Genomic DNA, 16901 nt, shown 5'->3' on the forward strand with positions numbered 1-16901 from the left:
TCGAGATAAATACGTTACTTGTTTAGGTAAAACTGCAGCATCGAGTATTACGTCCTCAACCCTTTTCCGGTTCTGAGCAACCAAAGGGCAACAGCACCGAACAGGACAATCGCCAGAGCCATCACTACAAACGCCATGGTGACATTAACACCGCCATCTTCCCCCAGAATGCCGTACCGGAATGCATTTACCTGATAGAGAATCGGGTTCAGCATGGAAACGGATCGCCAGGGCTCAGGCAAGAGTTCTATGGAATAAAATACGCCGCCCAGATAGGTCATGGGCATCAGCACAAAGGTGGGGATAATGGAAATATCATCGAACTTCTTGGCAAAGATGGCATTGATAAATCCGCCCAACGCAAACAGAACCGCTGTCATCAAGACTGCCAGCAGAGTGATGGAAATGCTGTAGATCTGAAGATCGACAAAAAAGGCACCCATCATCATCACCAGTATGCCAACCAATAAACCTCTGACCGTACCTCCCAATACGTACCCCAGCAGAATCACACTGCTGGACACCGGAGAGACGAGCAATTCTTCAACGCTGCGCTGAAACTTGCTGCTGAAAAAACTGGACACCACATTGGTAAAGCTGTTGGTAATCACCGACATCATCGCCAGACCGGGCACGACAAAGGTCATATAGTCAAAGCCCGCCATTTCACCAATGCGGGAACCAATCACTGTGCCAAAAATAATAAAATACAGCGCCATGGTAATGACCGGCGGCAACAGGGTCTGAGGCCAGATGCGCATAAACCGGCGCACCTCCCGAACAAAAATAGTTTTGAACGCAACAGCCTGATACTGCCATTCTGAAGCCATTGTCTATCCTCGCCCGGGTTTACTGTTGGAAACAGGCACCGCTTCCACTGCTGGTTGAGCATGGGCTGACGTCATCTTCATAAACAGTTCTTCCAGCCGGTTCGCTTTGTTACGCATACTGGCGACTTCAATCCGGTAATCGCTGAGTTGACGAAACAGGTCATTCACACCCTGCTGCTTACCCACTTCCACTTCAATGCTGTTCTCTTCAACTCGCTTAACTTCATAACCGGCAAAACTGGGTAACTCCGTCAGCGGTTCCTTAAGATCCAGCACAAAGCTTTCCTGTTGCAACTGACTCAACAGTGCTTTGATGCTGGTGCTTTCTATAATTTCACCTTTGTCGATAATCCCGATATTCCGACAAAGCTGTTCTGCTTCTTCCAGATAATGTGTCGTCAGGATAATCGTGGTGCCCTGCTCATTAATTTCCTGAACAAATTCCCACAGCGAACGTCTGAGTTCGATATCCACACCTGCCGTCGGCTCATCCAGAATCAGAAGTTTTGGGTCGTGTATCAGAGCCCGGGCAATCATCAGACGACGTTTCATACCGCCCGAAAGCATTCGGGACATGGTATTGCGCTTATCCCACAGCCCCAATTGCTTCAGGTATTTTTCTGAACGTTGCCGGGCAATGCGGCCGGGAATTCCGTAATAACCCGCCTGGGTCATGACCACATCTTTGACTTTTTCAAACTGGTTAAAATTAAATTCCTGCGGAACCACACCGAGCATACGCTTTGCATGGGTAAGGTCTTTGTCCAGATTATGACCAAACACTTCGACATAGCCCGACGTTTTTCTCACCAGAGTAGAAACAACGCCAATGGCGGTTGACTTACCCGCACCATTAGGGCCAAGCAAAGCGTAAAAGTCGCCTTCATGGACAGTCAGATCAATTCCCTTCAGTGCCTGAAAACCATTGTCGTAGGTTTTGTGCAGGGATTTTATTGTTAGAGCCTGATTCATTGTCTGCCGGGTAGTTATTGTAATAATGGCAATGCTATTGTTATAAACGGCGATGTTATTATATACGGCTAAGAGCAAAAAAAGACAGGTAAAACCTGTCTTTGCCAGTGAGTTTAAAAATAAGAGGGTTTGACCAGAAGTTGTTTCAGGGCAGCATCAATGTCGGGCTGTTCCCAGGTAAAACCTGCTTCCTGTAAACGTTCTGGAATCGCAGCCTGCCCATTCGTGACCATGGTGGCCGATTCACCCAGCAGCAGTTTCAACGCAATAACAGGAACCGGAATCAAAGCCGGACGACGCAGCGCCCTGCCCAGCGCCGTAGCAAACTCCCGGTTAGACACCGGATTCGGCGCGGTTGCGTTGAAAGCACCTCTCAGGGATTCATTGTTTAACAGAAACAGAATGATTCGGGTCATATCGTCGGAGTGAATCCACGACATCATTTGCCTGCCCGAGCCGATGGGACCTCCCAGTCCAAGTCGAAACGGTGGCAGCATTTCGTGCAGGGCACCGTTGTTTTGATGTAAAACCAGCCCGGTTCGGACAATGCAAACTCTGACACCAAAATTTTCAGCCCGCTTTGCCGACTGCTCCCAGCGTTCACACAGTGACGCTGCAAAATCGGAACCCGCTGGCGATGATTCATTCTGAGGTTCTGAAATATCGTGATGCCCGTAGTACCCTATAGCAGAACAGCTAATCAATACTTGGGGACGAGTTTCCAGACGTTCAATCAGATCCACCAGCTCGCTGGTGACGCCTACCCGACTGTCGAGTAACAGCCTTTTGCGCTTATGAGACCAGCGCTTTGCCATAATCGGCTCACCCGCCAGATTGATGATGGCGTCAAAGCCGGTTGATGGATTGATGGCGGTAAATGACTGCACAGGGCGGACGGAACTGGTCAACAGTCTTCTGACATCACTGGGAGACTGCCGACTGTAGACCGACACCTTGTGTCCATCCCTGATGAGCGCGCGAACAACACGCCTGCCTATAAAACCTGTGCCACCTGTAATCAGAATATGCATGACACTTCATTACCTGTGTATCAATGTGTCTATCTTATTACGTTCTTTTCATCCTACATAGAACGATAAAAGGGTATTTTTAGAAATATCTAAAAATTTATCGACATCAACACAGGTGAACTTAACAAACAAAAAAATACCCGGATCCCCTCAAACCCGGGTTTTTACTGGCTGGCTGTTTTGGCGGTTCCCGCTTCTGTTATTGTATCCATCACAGGAGTTGTGAGACTTGTCTGACGCTACCAGATCCAGACAGGAGTTATTTTTAGCTTATCTGGTTGGTGAATCGTTCACGGCTCTAACTATACGTATTGCTACGTAGTTTCGAATTGACACAAATCAATAAACTTCGCCTTTTACTTATTTTTGTCGTACATGCCGCTATCGATACCTTCTATTGCTCAAAAAGCGTTCGGGGACTGATTCATGTAAGACAATAAGTTTGACATGAATCAAACTTGTTCTCAGTTAATGTAACCGGTCTCAGTAACCGGTTTCAAAAGCCGTTCGGGCACGGTACACTGACCCCGGTCATGAACAGTGAAAGACTGGAGTAAAGCATGGATCTTGAAGCAGTAGTGATGGATATCATCATCAACTCAGGACAAGCCCGAAGCTATGCCTACGAGGCTCTGAGCAAGGCAAAAGAAGGTGACTTTGACGGTGCAGAAAGCCTGATGAATGAGTCAGCGGAAGCGGCCAAAGAGGCTCATAAAGTTCAGACAAAACTGATCGAGCAGGATCAGGGTACAGGCAAAACACCCATGACTCTGGTCATGGTTCATGCACAGGATCATTTAATGACCTCCATGCTCGCACAGGAAATGGTCAACGAATTAATTACGCTTCACAGAAGGCTGGCACAACGGGGATAATGCCAGTTTTCCCATTTAAAATCAGAAAGACTCACTATGGCCACGATAAAAGACGTAGCAGAACATGCACAGGTATCACGGGCAACCGTTTCAAGAGTGCTCAATAACACTGGACAAGTAACAGAAAGCACCCGCGATCGGGTCAATGCCGCTATCAAGGAACTGGATTACCGCCCTAACCCCGTGGCTCAGTCGCTGGCATGCAATACGTCAAACACTATTGGCCTTATGGTGTCGTCTTTTCGCGGGGGATTCTTCGGAGACCTGATGGCACAGGTACAGCAAGTGGTAGACACGGCTGGAAAAGTCATGATTGTCACTCAGGGAAAACATTCTGCCGACAGTGAACGGGCAGCTCTTGAGCATTTGACGAATATGCGTTGCGACGGCCTGTTGTTGCATGTTCGGTACCTGAGCGACGAGGAACTGATAGAACTGGCAGAAAAACTCCCACCCTTTGTTTTGCTGGATCGTCATATTGAAGCTCTGTCTGACCGCTGTGTGACCTTTGACCATGTCGCCGCTGGTGAGAAGGCCGTTCAGGTGCTGATGGAGCAGGGCCACCAACAGATAGCCTGTCTGGCCGGTAAATTATTCAAGGACAACGCCCGTCAGCGCTTTCAGGGGTATGCCAACAAACTCAAAGAAAAAGCGATTCCTCTGGATATGGAACTGGTCACCGAAGGCGGTTACGACCGGGAATCCGGTTACCGGGGCATGAAACAGATTCTGAAAACCGGAAAGACTATTACGGCCGTCTATGCCTGCAGTGAAGAAATGGCAGTCGGTTGCATGGATGCTTTACAGGAGCAGGGGATAAAAGTGCCAGACGACATCTCACTGATCAGTTACGACAGTGTTGACCTGTGTACTCTACTGACACCCCATGTTTCGGCTTTGCATTTCCCGATTACCGAAATGGCCAGTGTTGCAGGCACGCTGTTGATGAACCAGATGCATATTGAAGGCTTCAATAAACCGGCACATCAGCACTTTGAAGGAGAGCTGAGAATCAGGCAGTCCGTTAAATCGTGCTTATAACCAAAGGTCAGACCCTCTGAAGAACCGGCCATTCTTACGGCTACTGACCTGTATAACAAAGATGTTTGGCATTGACTGAAATGCCCTAATTTTAATCTTAACGACCCAACTATAAATGAGATGGCTGCTAACAGTCGTGCTCAACAAACGATACAGGTAAGTCAATGGAATCTTTAAAGCTAGCCGTAATTGGCGGGGGAAGCAGTTATACACCGGAACTGATTGAAGGGGTCATAAAACGTATTGAACGCTTGCCTGTCACCCGGATTGATCTGGTGGATGTTGAAGCCGGGAAAGAAAAACTCGACATCATCACTCAGCTGGCTCAAAGAATGGTCGCTCGGGCGGGGCTAAACATTGAAATCCGTCATACCTTCAATCGCAGAGAAGCCATTCAGGGTGCCCGTTTTGTCATGACCCAGCTGCGGGTCGGGGGCTTGCAGGCGCGAGCCAGAGACGAGCGAATTCCACTGAAATACAAGGTTATTGGTCAGGAAACTACGGGACCTGGTGGTTTTGCCAAAGCACTGCGTACCATTCCGGTCATTCTGGACATCTGCAAAGAAATGGAAGAACTGGCACCCGACGCCTGGCTGATTAACTTTACCAATCCCGCTGGCATGGTCACTGAAGCCGTGCAGAAATACACATCCGTTAAAGCACTCGGTTTATGCAATGTTCCTATTAACATGCACCACCAAACCGCAGAAGCACTGGGTGCTTCCATTGACCGAGTGAAAGTCAATTTTGCCGGGCTAAACCATCTGGTCTGGATGAGTAATATTCGTCTGGACGGAAAAGACGTCACGGAGCAGATTATTGATAAGCTGTGCGACGGCGCACAGATGAATATGAACAATATTCACGAGTCCCCCTGGGACCCACAGTTTCTCAAATCACTGGGCGTAGTTCCCTGCCCTTACCACCGTTACTTCTACATGCAGGACGATATGCTGAACGAAGAGCTGGAGTCTGCAGCCAGTTCAGGCACCCGCGCAGAAGTAGTAATAAAGACCGAGCAGGAACTGTTCAAACTGTATCAGGATCCTGATCTGGCAGAAAAACCTGAACAGCTTGAACAACGGGGCGGTGCTTATTATTCCGATGTTTCGCTCAATCTGGTTGATGCGCTTTACAATGATACCGGCGCGATCAATGTCGTTAATACCATGAATAAAGGTGCTATCAGTAACCTTCCCGATGATGCAGTGGTTGAAATCAGCTCAGTGATCGACAGTGCCGGTGCCCACCCCCTGTCTCAGGGAAGATTACCTGAAAACCAGATTGGTCTTGCCAGCAGTGTAAAAGCTTATGAACAGCTGGCCATTGATGCCGCAGTGAAAGGGGACTACGGAATGGCACTTCAGGCTCTGGTGGCTAACCCTCTGATTCCCAGTGCCAAAGTAGCGAAGCTTATCCTGAATGACATTCTGGAACAGAATGCCGACTACCTGCCTCAATTCCAGACAACATAAAAATCAGCGAGCTGAAAAGGAAATCTCTTCTTTTCAGCTCTGCCATCAGGGAAAAAGCATGAAACTGATAATCAATGCAGACGATTTCGGCCTGAGCCCGGGCGTCAATTACGGCATCATAGATGCTTTTCGTTCAGGTGTTGTTCGCTCTACCACCATGATGATTGGGATGCCAGGGGAAGCTCACGGTGTTGAACTGGCAAAAGCCAATCCACAACTGGCTGTCGGTATTCATTTGCGTCTGACTGCCGGAAAACCTTTGTGCAAAAACCTGACGACACTGGTCGATTCATCCGGACAGTTTCTCGATCAGCTGAGTTTCTACAGCAATAATACGCTTTGCCCAAAAGAAATTGAGCAAGAATTCCGGGCCCAGATTGAACACTTCATCGGACTCGGGCTGACACCTTCGCATCTGGATGGCCACCATCACTGTTATGGTCACCCTATTGCTCAACCCGTCATTAAACAGCTTTCCACAGAGTACGGCATCCCTTACCGAACGGTAGATTCCAGTGAAGTGACTCAAATCAGGGATTACAGCTATCGCTTTACCGATCACTTCTACGGTGATGTCAGTCTGGACATGCTGCTGAACATTGTTGATGAAGAGCTGAACACCCGGGGACACAATACCCTTCTTGAAGTAATGTGCCATCCGGCCTACATCGACCCCGAACTCATGAAGGCCAGTTCTTACACACAGGCCAGAGTAACAGAGTTTGAAATTCTGACCTCGGACGCGCTTACAAAGGCTCTGCAACAGAGAGAAATAGAGCTGACAGACTACAACGAGGTCACCAGACTCAGAAACGCCTGAAAGGCTCTTCAATACGATCTGACAAAACAGCAACTCAACTCCACCGGGCGAAACAGAAAAAAAGCTCTTCCCTTCCCCGGCTGGAGAACCGAGCCCTCATTTTCAGATAAACTTTTTAGCCCGAACCCCAAAAGAAACAAGCCTGATTTTACCTCCACCAAACCGGAATACATAAAGCAGAGCTTTAATTTACTCTGCGAGAATGAGATTGCCGAGTCACACATTTAGTCTATGCTTCCAGAGTTTTACCTCTTAACTTGCAGCGTTATTTTCTCCACTAATACCAATTCCGCTTTCTAAATATGACCATGAGCAAGTCATTCTGAGTCGCGGGACAAGGCGGAACGACGAGTAATAGCAAGAGCTATTGCGAGGAGTTCCAACGCAGCTCACGTGATTCAGAATGGCTGCGCAATTCATGTTTAGAAGGTGGATTTGGTATAAGACACGACTCTGACGTTGCTGCCCAGCAGAATCCTTCTGGAGTTTTTCCCCATGGTTAAAACTGTGTTCGGCACACTGCAGAAAATTGGTCGAGCACTGATGTTACCCGTAGCCGTACTGCCTGTAGCAGGCATACTGCTCGGCGTAGGCAGTGCCGGTTTTTCCTTTATACCAGACCTTATGTCCAGCGTTATGGCGCAGGCGGGCGGGATGGTGTTTGGCAATCTGCCCATCATCTTTGCGATTGGTACTGCCATAGGCTTGTCCGAGAATGACGGCGTTGCCTCCGTTGCTGCCGTTGTGGGCTATGTTGTCATGCTGGGAACCATGGGGGTCATGGCTCAGCAGCTGGGCGTAGAACCCAGTGTCATCATGGGGGTAGACTCCATTGATACGGGCGTTTTTGGCGGGATTCTGGCAGGTCTTCTGGCCTCTGTGATGTTCAACCGGTATTACAAAATCCAGCTACCCGAATACCTGGGTTTCTTTGCCGGAAAACGCTTTGTTCCAATCATAACGGCGCTGTGGGCCATTATCCTCGGTGGGGTACTGAGCTTTATCTGGCCTTCAATTCATGAAGGCATTGATGCGTTCTCCCGATGGTCTGTAACCGAAAACCCTGTACTGGCCGGATTTGTTTACGGCGTGGTTGAACGAGGCCTGATTCCTTTTGGTCTGCACCATATCTGGAACGTGCCCTTCCACATGGAAATGGGTCAGTACATCGACAGTGCCGGCAATGTGTACACCGGTGATATCGGGCGCTTCTTTGCAGGCGACCCCACTGCCGGTTTTCTGGCTGGCGGCTATCTGTTCAAGATGTTCGGACTCCCTGCTGCTGCCATTGCCATGTGGCACTGTGCCAAACCCAAAAACCGGGCAGCTGTTGGCGGCATAATGGTATCTGCCGCCCTGACATCCCTGTTAACCGGTATTACCGAACCCATCGAATTCTCATTCCTGTTTGTCGCGCCCATTCTTTATGTTATCCACGCATTCCTGGCGGGTCTGGCATTTGCCATTACCAACTATCTGGATGTAAAAATGGCGATGTCATTCTCCAACGGAATGATTGACTATGTTCTTTACTACACCATTGCCACCAAACCTTCCTGGATCATTGGCCTTGGTCTGGTTTATGCCGCCGTGTATTACAGCGTGTTCCGGATCGCCATTCTGGCTCTGGACTTAAAAACTCCGGGACGCGAAGAGGAAACCCGTAAAGGTAAAGTGGAAGTTTCACCGGAACTGGCAAGAAACCTTGTGGAAGCATTTGGCGGCAAAGGCAATATCAAAAACCTTGACGCCTGCATCACCCGCCTGAGAATTACCGTTAACTCCGTAGAGGATGTCGATCAGGATCGAATAAAATCGCTGGGAGCTACGGCCGTTGTCGTCGTTGGAAAAAACATGCAGGCGATTTTCGGGCCGCAGTCAGACAACATCCGAACCGAAATGCAGGAAGCCATCAAAACCATGTGATAGATCAATGGCGCAGACTTAAGCATCAAACCTTTAAAAACAAAGGGCTGTAGGTTGGGACGAACGAAGTGACTCCCAACACGGTGAGTCAGTTGGTAGGCATAGTGCTTACCCTTAAGTCAGTGCCATTAATTTCAGGACTACTCCTTAACACTCTCCAAAACTCTTCTGACCGATCATTTCCACACATTTAGACGACACATTCCCTTCTTCCAGAACTCCGCTATAAGCATGAAGACTGACACGACCCGTTACTGGCAACTGACTCAACAAACTGTGACTGTTCGCAGGAGTGATGCCGCCACCTATAACGATTTCAATAGCATTACCCGCCTGAGTAATAAGCTGCCTCAGTAAGGAAATGCCTTTCAGCGCGCTTGCATCAGAGCCCCACGGCATTCCACTGGTCAATACACGATCAACACCGTATTGCATAAGAATATCCAGAGAACGAACAGGCTCCACAGTGGCATCAAAAGCCCGGTGAAACGTGGTTTTCAAGTTGAGTCCTCTTGTCACATCCAGCAATCGCTCCAACAAACCTTCATCAATGCCATGATCACGGGCTCTCAACCCGCCAAACACAACACCATCAGCGCCAGCCTGTGCAGCCATTTCTATCTGCCTGACCATGACATCACTTTCTTCAAGACTGTAGAAAAAATGACCGGAACGTGGACGAACCATCACCATGAGACCATCAGACTCAAAAGACTGTCTGGCCGCATGGATGTGTTCAACGGCAGGGGTCAGACCATCCTCTTCCATGGCCGCACACAGCTCTATTCGACTCGCGCCACCCTGTTCAGCGGCACAAACTGCACGCCGAACATACGCTTCACTCTGGCTATTAACACAAATTTCTACTTCAACGTTTCGCAACATGCCAACTACTCCAAAGCCCTGCTAAGAACATTAACAGCGAATAGCGGAAGGGTGTTGATTTAAATCACTCTTTGGAAGGGAGACACTGACTGTTGAGCCAGTGGCAATCAGAACGGCTTACCGGTCATGCGCTTTGCACTGTCAATCAGAACCTTGTTCAAATCCTGAATTTCCTGATGCAACTCCATAACCCCTTTTCGGGCTTTCACCCGAATTTTTCTGGCAGGCTTTCCGGTCATCAGCACCGGCGCCTCAATTTCATAATCAATGTATTCATGTTCCGGGTATTCTGAATACGCCTGTTCCGGTGCTGGCTCAGCCTCTGGTGTTTCTTTAGTCTTGTCATAATCATTGAATTTAGGAGCGGGCACCATTTTCCCTACCCCCTTCAAAGCCCGACGAATCAGCACATCGCCCAGCTCGGCTTCCACTTCTCTTAGCTGATGAATAGCCTCATTCTTTTCTGTCTGAGCTTTCTTTGCTGTTTCCGCCCGAAGACGGTCTTTTTCTTTCGCCTTTCGCTCTTTATCTTCCAGTTGTGCCAGACGGTCACGCAGCTGATCCTGATAATCAAGCAGGTCTCCGATACTCATAGACCGGACAGATTTCCCGGAATTGACAGGTGCCTCAGGCTGCTGTTGGGCTGAACCTTCAGAATCATCATTTTCAACAGGCCGCTTAAAATCAAAGCCCATCGCATTCAACTTGCGAACCATTTCATCGATCTCGGCCTGACGCGCATCATTGGCTGCTTTAATACGATCCTGATCACTTTCCTGAACAGGTGGTGTTTGCGATTGTCTTGAATCCACCGGCACAGCCCAGACAGGAACCGCCAGCAGACAAAGAAGTGTCAAGGGTAAGACAGGTAATGCTTTCATACTGATCCAGTCCATTGGTCGTTGATGTCATCGAAAATGACGTTTATAAACTGGACGAAAGCTTAGTTCAGAAGTAAGCATTCATCACTGACAGGCTGGTTAGGAATACTGACAATGAGGAGAAGAAGGAGAACAGAGGTAAGGAGAAGACAGCCCCCGTTAAGTGCACGGGGGCTGAAAAGGCAATGAAGTAGAATTTACTTCATTTTAACCACGAGCAGGTCGCTAGCACCTTCAGTCACTGCACCGGTAGACTTCTCCAGAGACTCAACGTCGTCCATGTTGGAGATAACAACCGGAGTGATAACGCTGTTGGCGTTAGCTTTCAGGAATTCCAGGTCCACTTCGATGATGGTGTCGCCAGCTTTTACAGTCTGACCTTCGGAAGCGATACGCTTGAAACCTTCACCCTTCAGTTCAACGGTGTCGATACCGAAGTGAACAAACAGCTCAACGCCGGAAGGAGTTTCCATGCTGAAAGCGTGGTTGGTTTCAAAGATTTTGCCGATTTCACCGTCGCAAGGTGCAACCATCTTGTTACCAGTCGGGTTGATGGCAATGCCGTCGCCTACTACTTTCTCGGAAAATACCGCGTCTGGCACTTCTTCGATTGGCAGGATTTCACCCGTCAGAGGTGACTTGATCACAGTGCCTTCTTCGCCACCGAGACCCATGCTTTTCTTGATTGAATCGAACAGACCCATACTACTTATCCCACATAATAAGATGGATTGGATTTTAGACGGTTATAAGTACTCAGCCATGCTGAATACTTATAACCCTTTCTCTGAATTAACGATGGCTCTGGCTGCATCCAGAGTCTTCGTTAACAAAAAAACGCCCCGCCTTGGCGGGGCATTTTTTAATAACTCTCTATTTATCAGACAGTTACGATGTCTGCAACTCTCAGCAGATCGTCATCAATCGCATTATGCTTGCTGATGGCTTCTTCCAGAGGCGTGGTCACCACTTTCTGGTCACGAACACCCACCATGACGCCGCTTATACCTTCGCGCAGCTTCTCAACGGCTGCAACGCCCAGACGGCTGGCCAGTACACGGTCAACACAGGTCGGCTTGCCACCACGCTGGATATGACCCAGTACGGTCACTTTTACTTCGTATTCAGGGAAGCTTTCTTCCACTGCACGACCCAGTTCAACCACACCGCCAATCTTTTCACCTTCAGACACCACGACGATGCTGGAGGTTTTACCGGCACGACCGCTGTTCTGCAGAGAATCCATCAGCTTATCAACAGAGTGGTCTTCTTCAGGAATCAGGATTTCTTCAGCGCCTGCAGCAATACCGCTGTTCAGGGCGATAAAACCTGCATCACGACCCATTACCTCAATCAGGAACAGGCGGTTGTGAGAAGTCGCCGTGTCGCGAATTTTGTCAATCGCTTCTACCGCTGTATTCAGAGCCGTATCGTAGCCGATGGTGTAATCTGTACCGAAGATATCGTTATCGATAGTGCCCGGAACACCGATACAAGGCATACCGTGTTCTTTTTCAATCAGCATGGCGCCGGTAAAAGAACCGTCACCACCGATCACAACCAGTCCGTCCAGACCGGCTGCTTTGGCGTTTTCAAACGCCTTGGTACGGCCTTCAGGCGTACGGAACTCTGCACAACGGGCAGATTTCAGGAAAGTACCACCCTGGTTGATGATATTGGCAACGGAACGGGCGTTAACCTCTTCCATGTTGTTTTCAATCAGACCCTTGTAGCCTTCATGAATCGCCACCGGCTGAACACCGTAGTAAATGCAGCTGCGTACAACGGAACGAATGGCAGCATTCATACCCGGAGCATCACCACCCGAAGTTAGAACGCCAATTTTTTTCATCTCTGCCATGGTTCTGTTCGTCTCCCTAGTCTTGAAACTTGTCTGAAACTCGCGTTACAAGTCGCGTTAATAAAGTATCTTCCGAAAAAGAGTGAAGATGACTCGATGCGCTTTCAGTGCGACGGATTTATTTAACAGTAATGATCTGCATGGTGTTGGTGCCTCCTTCAACCTCTTCACTCTCCCCTTTGGTCAGAATGATTCGGTCGCCGGGCTCCAGCAAGCCACGCTCTTTCAATTCTTTAATAGCACGGTCATTCACTTCAGGACCGTACTTACTGCCACTGTCAAAAGCGACAGCCTCAACACCCCGGTACAGAGCCACACGACGCTCGGTCGTTTTGTAGCGAGTCAGGGCAATAATGGGCAGTTCCGTATTGATACGGGAAACCCATAAAGGTGTTGCACCGGACTTGGTCAGACAGACAATGGCCTTAACCCCAAGATTATTGGCCGCATAAGTGGCTGCCAGTGCAATGGCTTCATCTGTTTCTTCAAAACTGCCTACGGCCTCTCGATCCACATGAGCAATCAGTTCAGGATTTTTTTCAGCACCCGAGCAAATGCGGCACATGGCCTTAACCACTTCATGCGGACGCCTGCCGGTGGCTGTTTCACCCGATAACATCACGGCATCCGTACCATCCAGCACGGCATTGGCGACATCAAACACCTCCGCACGGGTCGGCTGGGTGTTGTGTATCATGGATTCCATCATCTGGGTGGCTGTAATCACCGGACGGTTCAGGCGGCGGGCTTCATTGATCATATTTTTCTGAACGCCAATCAGCTCGGCATCACCAATCTCAACGCCCAGGTCGCCCCGAGCCACCATCACAGCGTCGGATGCCCGGATAACGGCTTCAAGCAATCCGGGATCAGCCACCACTTCTGCACGTTCAATTTTGGACAGAATACTGGCAGTGCCTCCAGCCTTACGCATTAATTGACGCGCCAGATGCAAGTCATCAGGGCTGCGGACAAAAGAGACGGCCAGATAATCCACCCCGATATCAGCCGCCAGCTGGATATCAGCTTTATCTTTATCGGTTAACGCGTCTGCCGATAGTCCACCGCCCGCCAGATTGATGCCTTTGTTGTTTGAGAGTTCGCCACCGTCCAGAGTGGTGGTCACAATGCGCGAACCATCAATTTTGATGACCTGCAGGCTCAGGCGGCCATCATCGAGTAACAAAACATCGCCGACTTTGCAGTCATTAGGTAAATCTTTGTATGAGAGTCCAACCCGGGTTTCATCACCGGCTTCAATAGAAAGCTCTGCATCCAGAACAAATTCTGCCCCGTCGGGCAAATGAATTTTTCCGTTCTGAAAACGACCAATGCGTATCTTAGGTCCCTGCAGGTCACCCAATATGGCGATACTGCGCCCAAGGCGGGTAGAGATCGTGCGAACCTGTTCCGCACGGGTGCGGTGATCTTCAGCATCACCGTGGGAAAAATTCAGGCGGACAACATTAACACCAGCCTTTATCAGCTTTGTTAACTGCTCATCGGTCTGCGTAGCAGGACCGAGCGTGGCGACAATTTTCGTACGTCTGAGCATGCTATCCTCTCAAGTTTGACCTGTGGATCACCTGTGTGGCAATTCAACCGGACTGCTGGATTTTCCTGCCAATGACATTCGTATGACAGCTTAATGACAACCGGTTGTAGCTCTACAGCTCAATACTCTCCTTTAACGAGCCTTCAACGAGCCATCAACGAGCCCATCAACAAACAATCAGAAAGCCCGGTTAATGAGCTCATTCGTGATTGATGATTAATGGATACACGGTACGGCAAACAACAGAAAAAAGAAGGCAGTCTCTTGAGACAGTATAGTCTTCGACCTGTTGTGGGTGATGAACTTTGACCAGCCTGCTCTGTGACAACAGTCAATGTGAACAGATACGTTCGGCCACGAGGGTCTATTCAGAAAACTCTGAAAATACGAGCACCGTCTTCTTTTTACTACTGCTCATAACACAGTCCAATTACAACTCATGAAGAAACATTTCGAGTAAAACATGAGTAAAACGGCTGTTTACATCTTCTGCGGATAAAAAGTGACACTTTTCTTATCCGGCTTTTACAACAAAAACACAGGCCCGAAAAAGAGCCTGTGTTTTCATTCAAACAACACTTAGGCGTTCATGAAAGCCTTAGCGGTGTCCAGCATACGGTTGGAGAAGCCCCACTCGTTGTCGTACCAGGACATTACCTTAACCAGGTTGCCTTGCACGCGAGTCTGGGTCGCATCGAAGCTGGAAGAGAACGGGCAATGGTTGAAGTCCATGGAAACCAGAGGCTGGTAGTTCACGTGCAGAACCTTGCTCATAGCTTCGGAAGACTTGGCCGCAGCAGCAACGATTTCGTTTACTTCTTCAACAGTAGTTTCGCGGCCAGCAACGAAGCTCAGGTCTACCAGAGATACGTTGATGGTAGGTACGCGAACAGCCATACCGTCGAACTTGCCTTTCAGTTCTGGAACAACCAGACCAACAGCAGCAGCAGCACCAGTAGCAGTCGGGATCATGTTCTGTGCAGCAGCACGAGCACGGTACAGGTCGCTATGGTATACGTCAGACAGACGCTGATCATTTGTGTAAGCATGAATAGTCGTCATCAGACCCTTTTCAATGCCCAAAGCATCATTCAGCGGCTTGGCAATTGGCGCCAGGCAGTTAGTGGTGCAAGACGCGTTAGAGATAACGGTCATGTCAGAAGTCAGAGTCTCGTGGTTAACACCGTAAACGATAGTAGCGTCTACGTTAGAACCAGGAGCAGAGATGATTACTTTCTTCGCACCAGCGTCCAGGTGAGGCTGACAAGCGTCCTTGGAACGGAATACGCCAGTACATTCGAATACTACGTCAACACCCAGCTCAGCCCATGGCAGGTTGGATGGATCGCGCTCGGAGAAAGTTTTGATTTCGTCGCCGTTTACGAACAGCGCGTTTTCACCTTCTTCAACCTGAGCGTTGAAACGACCGTGTACGGTGTCGTACTTGGTCAGGTGAGTGTTAATTTTTGCATCGCCCAGGTCGTTGATAGCAACGATCTGGTATTCATCACGGCGACCTGCTTCATACAGTGCACGCAGAACATTACGGCCGATACGGCCGTAGCCGTTGATAGCGATTTTGATCATGACGTCTCCAATACCCTTAGTCACAGCGGACAAGCCGCTATAGCCTTTAGTAAATAGGATTTTTTGAGCGAATGCAGCCTAGTGAAAATACCTACCCATCTCTACAAACACCTTTAAACACAAGGGTTTACAGAGATTACCAGCCTCACTAAACAAACATTCACACATCAGGACAGCAACAGGCAAGCCGTTCACAGGATAAACAATGTATACCCAGAACCACTCCAATCATTACAGCAAAATGCACGACAAGACACAGACGTGAACACGCTATATCACCCGGTCAAAAAAACTGATCCTGATCAATAAAATCAACTATTGGTCAACCACAGAGCCTGAGTCGAAAATACCCCCAAAACATACCAGCCTGAGAGTTTCCTGAAACAAGCCTGCCCGCTACCAGTAGCTGTCTGCCTCAGTAGGACAGTTCACAGACGACAAAAAGCCGAGCCACCCCAGCAAGCACCAGCCTTTAAACAACATCATGTTGCAACCTGATACTTCCGAGTTTGCTCAGCTTATTCTAGAAGCAATCTCATGCACTTGCTGTGCCTGAGGCTGTTTCCAGTCATTTTTATCTCTTTGCCTGCAGATTGAAATATAGCCATCATTAGCGGCTATACCTAACTTTCGATGAGTTTCGACTACAAATCAGTCGTTAAAAGGACCATCAAACATCTGCCGGCCGATCCGGACAGCGGATCAGAGAAATCATTACTTCAGGGTGGTGATGAACTCAGCCAGGTGAGATACCGCACCTTCAGCACCTTCGCCTTCACCGATGATGGTCACGGTGGAGCCTTGGGTCAGACCCAGAGTCTGCAGCTTGAACAGACTCTTGGCGCTCGCCTGCTTGCCAGCAGCTTCCAGTTTGATGTCGCATTCGAAGCCTTTGGCTTCTTTTACGAACTGAGCAGCTGGACGAGTGTGCAGACCATTTTCAGCAGTAATAACTACGTCTTTCTTGAACATTGTATTTCTCTCAATAAGCGTGGAGATTTTGCGAGCGTTGAAGCGGCTGGATTTAAAAATAATAAATCAGCACATCCGGATGCTCAAACTAAAAATCAACGGGGCCACACAACGGCAACCCCTTACAATTCTATTGAAATAGAAAGTAAAACGAATTGATATAGCGGCTTGTCACTATTGTCATGTTTGC

Annotated in this window: 15 protein-coding genes; 6 read left to right on the forward strand and 9 right to left on the reverse strand. The window is 48.8% G+C overall.

The features are described 5' to 3' along the window. Nucleotides 1–47: 47 nt before the first annotated feature. From EZMO1_RS18325 to EZMO1_RS18335, 3 genes are all read right to left on the reverse strand, one after another. Complete coding sequence (locus EZMO1_RS18325; protein WP_034876469.1) at nucleotides 48–830, reverse strand: ABC transporter permease; 783 nt, start codon at nucleotides 828–830, stop codon at nucleotides 48–50. 3 nt (nucleotides 831–833) lie between these two features. After that, nucleotides 834–1802 carry an ABC transporter ATP-binding protein gene (locus EZMO1_RS18330; protein WP_051790015.1) on the reverse strand — a complete coding sequence of 323 codons (969 nt, stop codon included), beginning with the start codon at nucleotides 1800–1802 and terminating at the stop codon, nucleotides 834–836. Nucleotides 1803–1915: 113 nt separating this feature from the next. Then, a complete protein-coding gene (locus EZMO1_RS18335; RefSeq protein WP_034876467.1) occupies nucleotides 1916–2833 on the reverse strand; it encodes a TIGR01777 family oxidoreductase in 918 nt (305 codons plus the stop codon). 560 nt (nucleotides 2834–3393) lie between these two features. Between EZMO1_RS18335 and chbA the strand changes: the two genes are divergently transcribed. The 5 genes from chbA to ptsG all read left to right on the forward strand — a co-directional run bounded on the left by chbA (nucleotide 3394) and on the right by ptsG (nucleotide 8970). Then, entirely contained in the window at nucleotides 3394–3708 is a 315-nt protein-coding gene (gene chbA / locus EZMO1_RS18340) for a PTS N,N'-diacetylchitobiose transporter subunit IIA (protein WP_034876466.1), read from the forward strand. A 36-nt stretch (nucleotides 3709–3744) separates the two neighbouring features. Further along, a complete protein-coding gene (locus EZMO1_RS18345) occupies nucleotides 3745–4749 on the forward strand; it encodes a LacI family DNA-binding transcriptional regulator (RefSeq protein WP_034876464.1) in 1005 nt (334 codons plus the stop codon). A 164-nt stretch (nucleotides 4750–4913) separates the two neighbouring features. Then, nucleotides 4914–6224, forward strand: a complete 1311-nt coding sequence (locus EZMO1_RS18350; protein WP_034876462.1) for a 6-phospho-beta-glucosidase — start codon at nucleotides 4914–4916, stop codon at nucleotides 6222–6224. Between the two features lie 58 nt (nucleotides 6225–6282). Continuing rightward, nucleotides 6283–7044 carry a chitin disaccharide deacetylase gene (gene chbG / locus EZMO1_RS18355; protein ID WP_034876460.1) on the forward strand — a complete coding sequence of 254 codons (762 nt, stop codon included), beginning with the start codon at nucleotides 6283–6285 and terminating at the stop codon, nucleotides 7042–7044. 495 nt (nucleotides 7045–7539) lie between these two features. Further along, complete coding sequence (ptsG, locus tag EZMO1_RS18360; protein ID WP_034876457.1) at nucleotides 7540–8970, forward strand: PTS glucose transporter subunit IIBC; 1431 nt, start codon at nucleotides 7540–7542, stop codon at nucleotides 8968–8970. 147 nt (nucleotides 8971–9117) lie between these two features. On the opposite strand, the gene EZMO1_RS18365 is transcribed toward ptsG, so the two are convergent. The 6 genes from EZMO1_RS18365 to gap form a co-directional block, all read right to left on the reverse strand. Continuing rightward, nucleotides 9118–9855: a copper homeostasis protein CutC gene (locus EZMO1_RS18365; RefSeq protein ID WP_082212110.1), complete on the reverse strand. Its 738-nt coding sequence runs from the start codon at nucleotides 9853–9855 to the stop codon at nucleotides 9118–9120. Between the two features lie 107 nt (nucleotides 9856–9962). Beyond that, entirely contained in the window at nucleotides 9963–10736 is a 774-nt protein-coding gene (locus tag EZMO1_RS18370) for a hypothetical protein (RefSeq protein WP_034876455.1), read from the reverse strand. 197 nt (nucleotides 10737–10933) lie between these two features. Further along, nucleotides 10934–11440: a PTS glucose transporter subunit IIA gene (gene crr / locus EZMO1_RS18375; RefSeq protein ID WP_034876453.1), complete on the reverse strand. Its 507-nt coding sequence runs from the start codon at nucleotides 11438–11440 to the stop codon at nucleotides 10934–10936. A gap of 176 nt (nucleotides 11441–11616) precedes the next feature. Then, nucleotides 11617–12597 (reverse strand): 6-phosphofructokinase, encoded by a 981-nt coding sequence (gene pfkA, locus EZMO1_RS18380; RefSeq protein ID WP_034876451.1) that lies wholly within the window; start codon nucleotides 12595–12597, stop codon nucleotides 11617–11619. Nucleotides 12598–12715: 118 nt separating this feature from the next. Next, nucleotides 12716–14152, reverse strand: coding sequence for a pyruvate kinase (pyk, locus tag EZMO1_RS18385; protein ID WP_034876449.1), 1437 nt, complete (start codon nucleotides 14150–14152; stop codon nucleotides 12716–12718). 579 nt (nucleotides 14153–14731) lie between these two features. Further along, complete coding sequence (gap, locus tag EZMO1_RS18390; RefSeq protein ID WP_034876447.1) at nucleotides 14732–15739, reverse strand: type I glyceraldehyde-3-phosphate dehydrogenase; 1008 nt, start codon at nucleotides 15737–15739, stop codon at nucleotides 14732–14734. Between the two features lie 633 nt (nucleotides 15740–16372). Between gap and EZMO1_RS28420 the strand changes: the two genes are divergently transcribed. Continuing rightward, complete coding sequence (locus EZMO1_RS28420; protein WP_461781987.1) at nucleotides 16373–16870, forward strand: hypothetical protein; 498 nt, start codon at nucleotides 16373–16375, stop codon at nucleotides 16868–16870. Nucleotides 16871–16901: the final 31 nt, after the last annotated feature.

The organism is Endozoicomonas montiporae CL-33 (assembly GCF_001583435.1).
GTDB classification, from domain to species: domain Bacteria; phylum Pseudomonadota; class Gammaproteobacteria; order Pseudomonadales; family Endozoicomonadaceae; genus Endozoicomonas_A; species Endozoicomonas_A montiporae.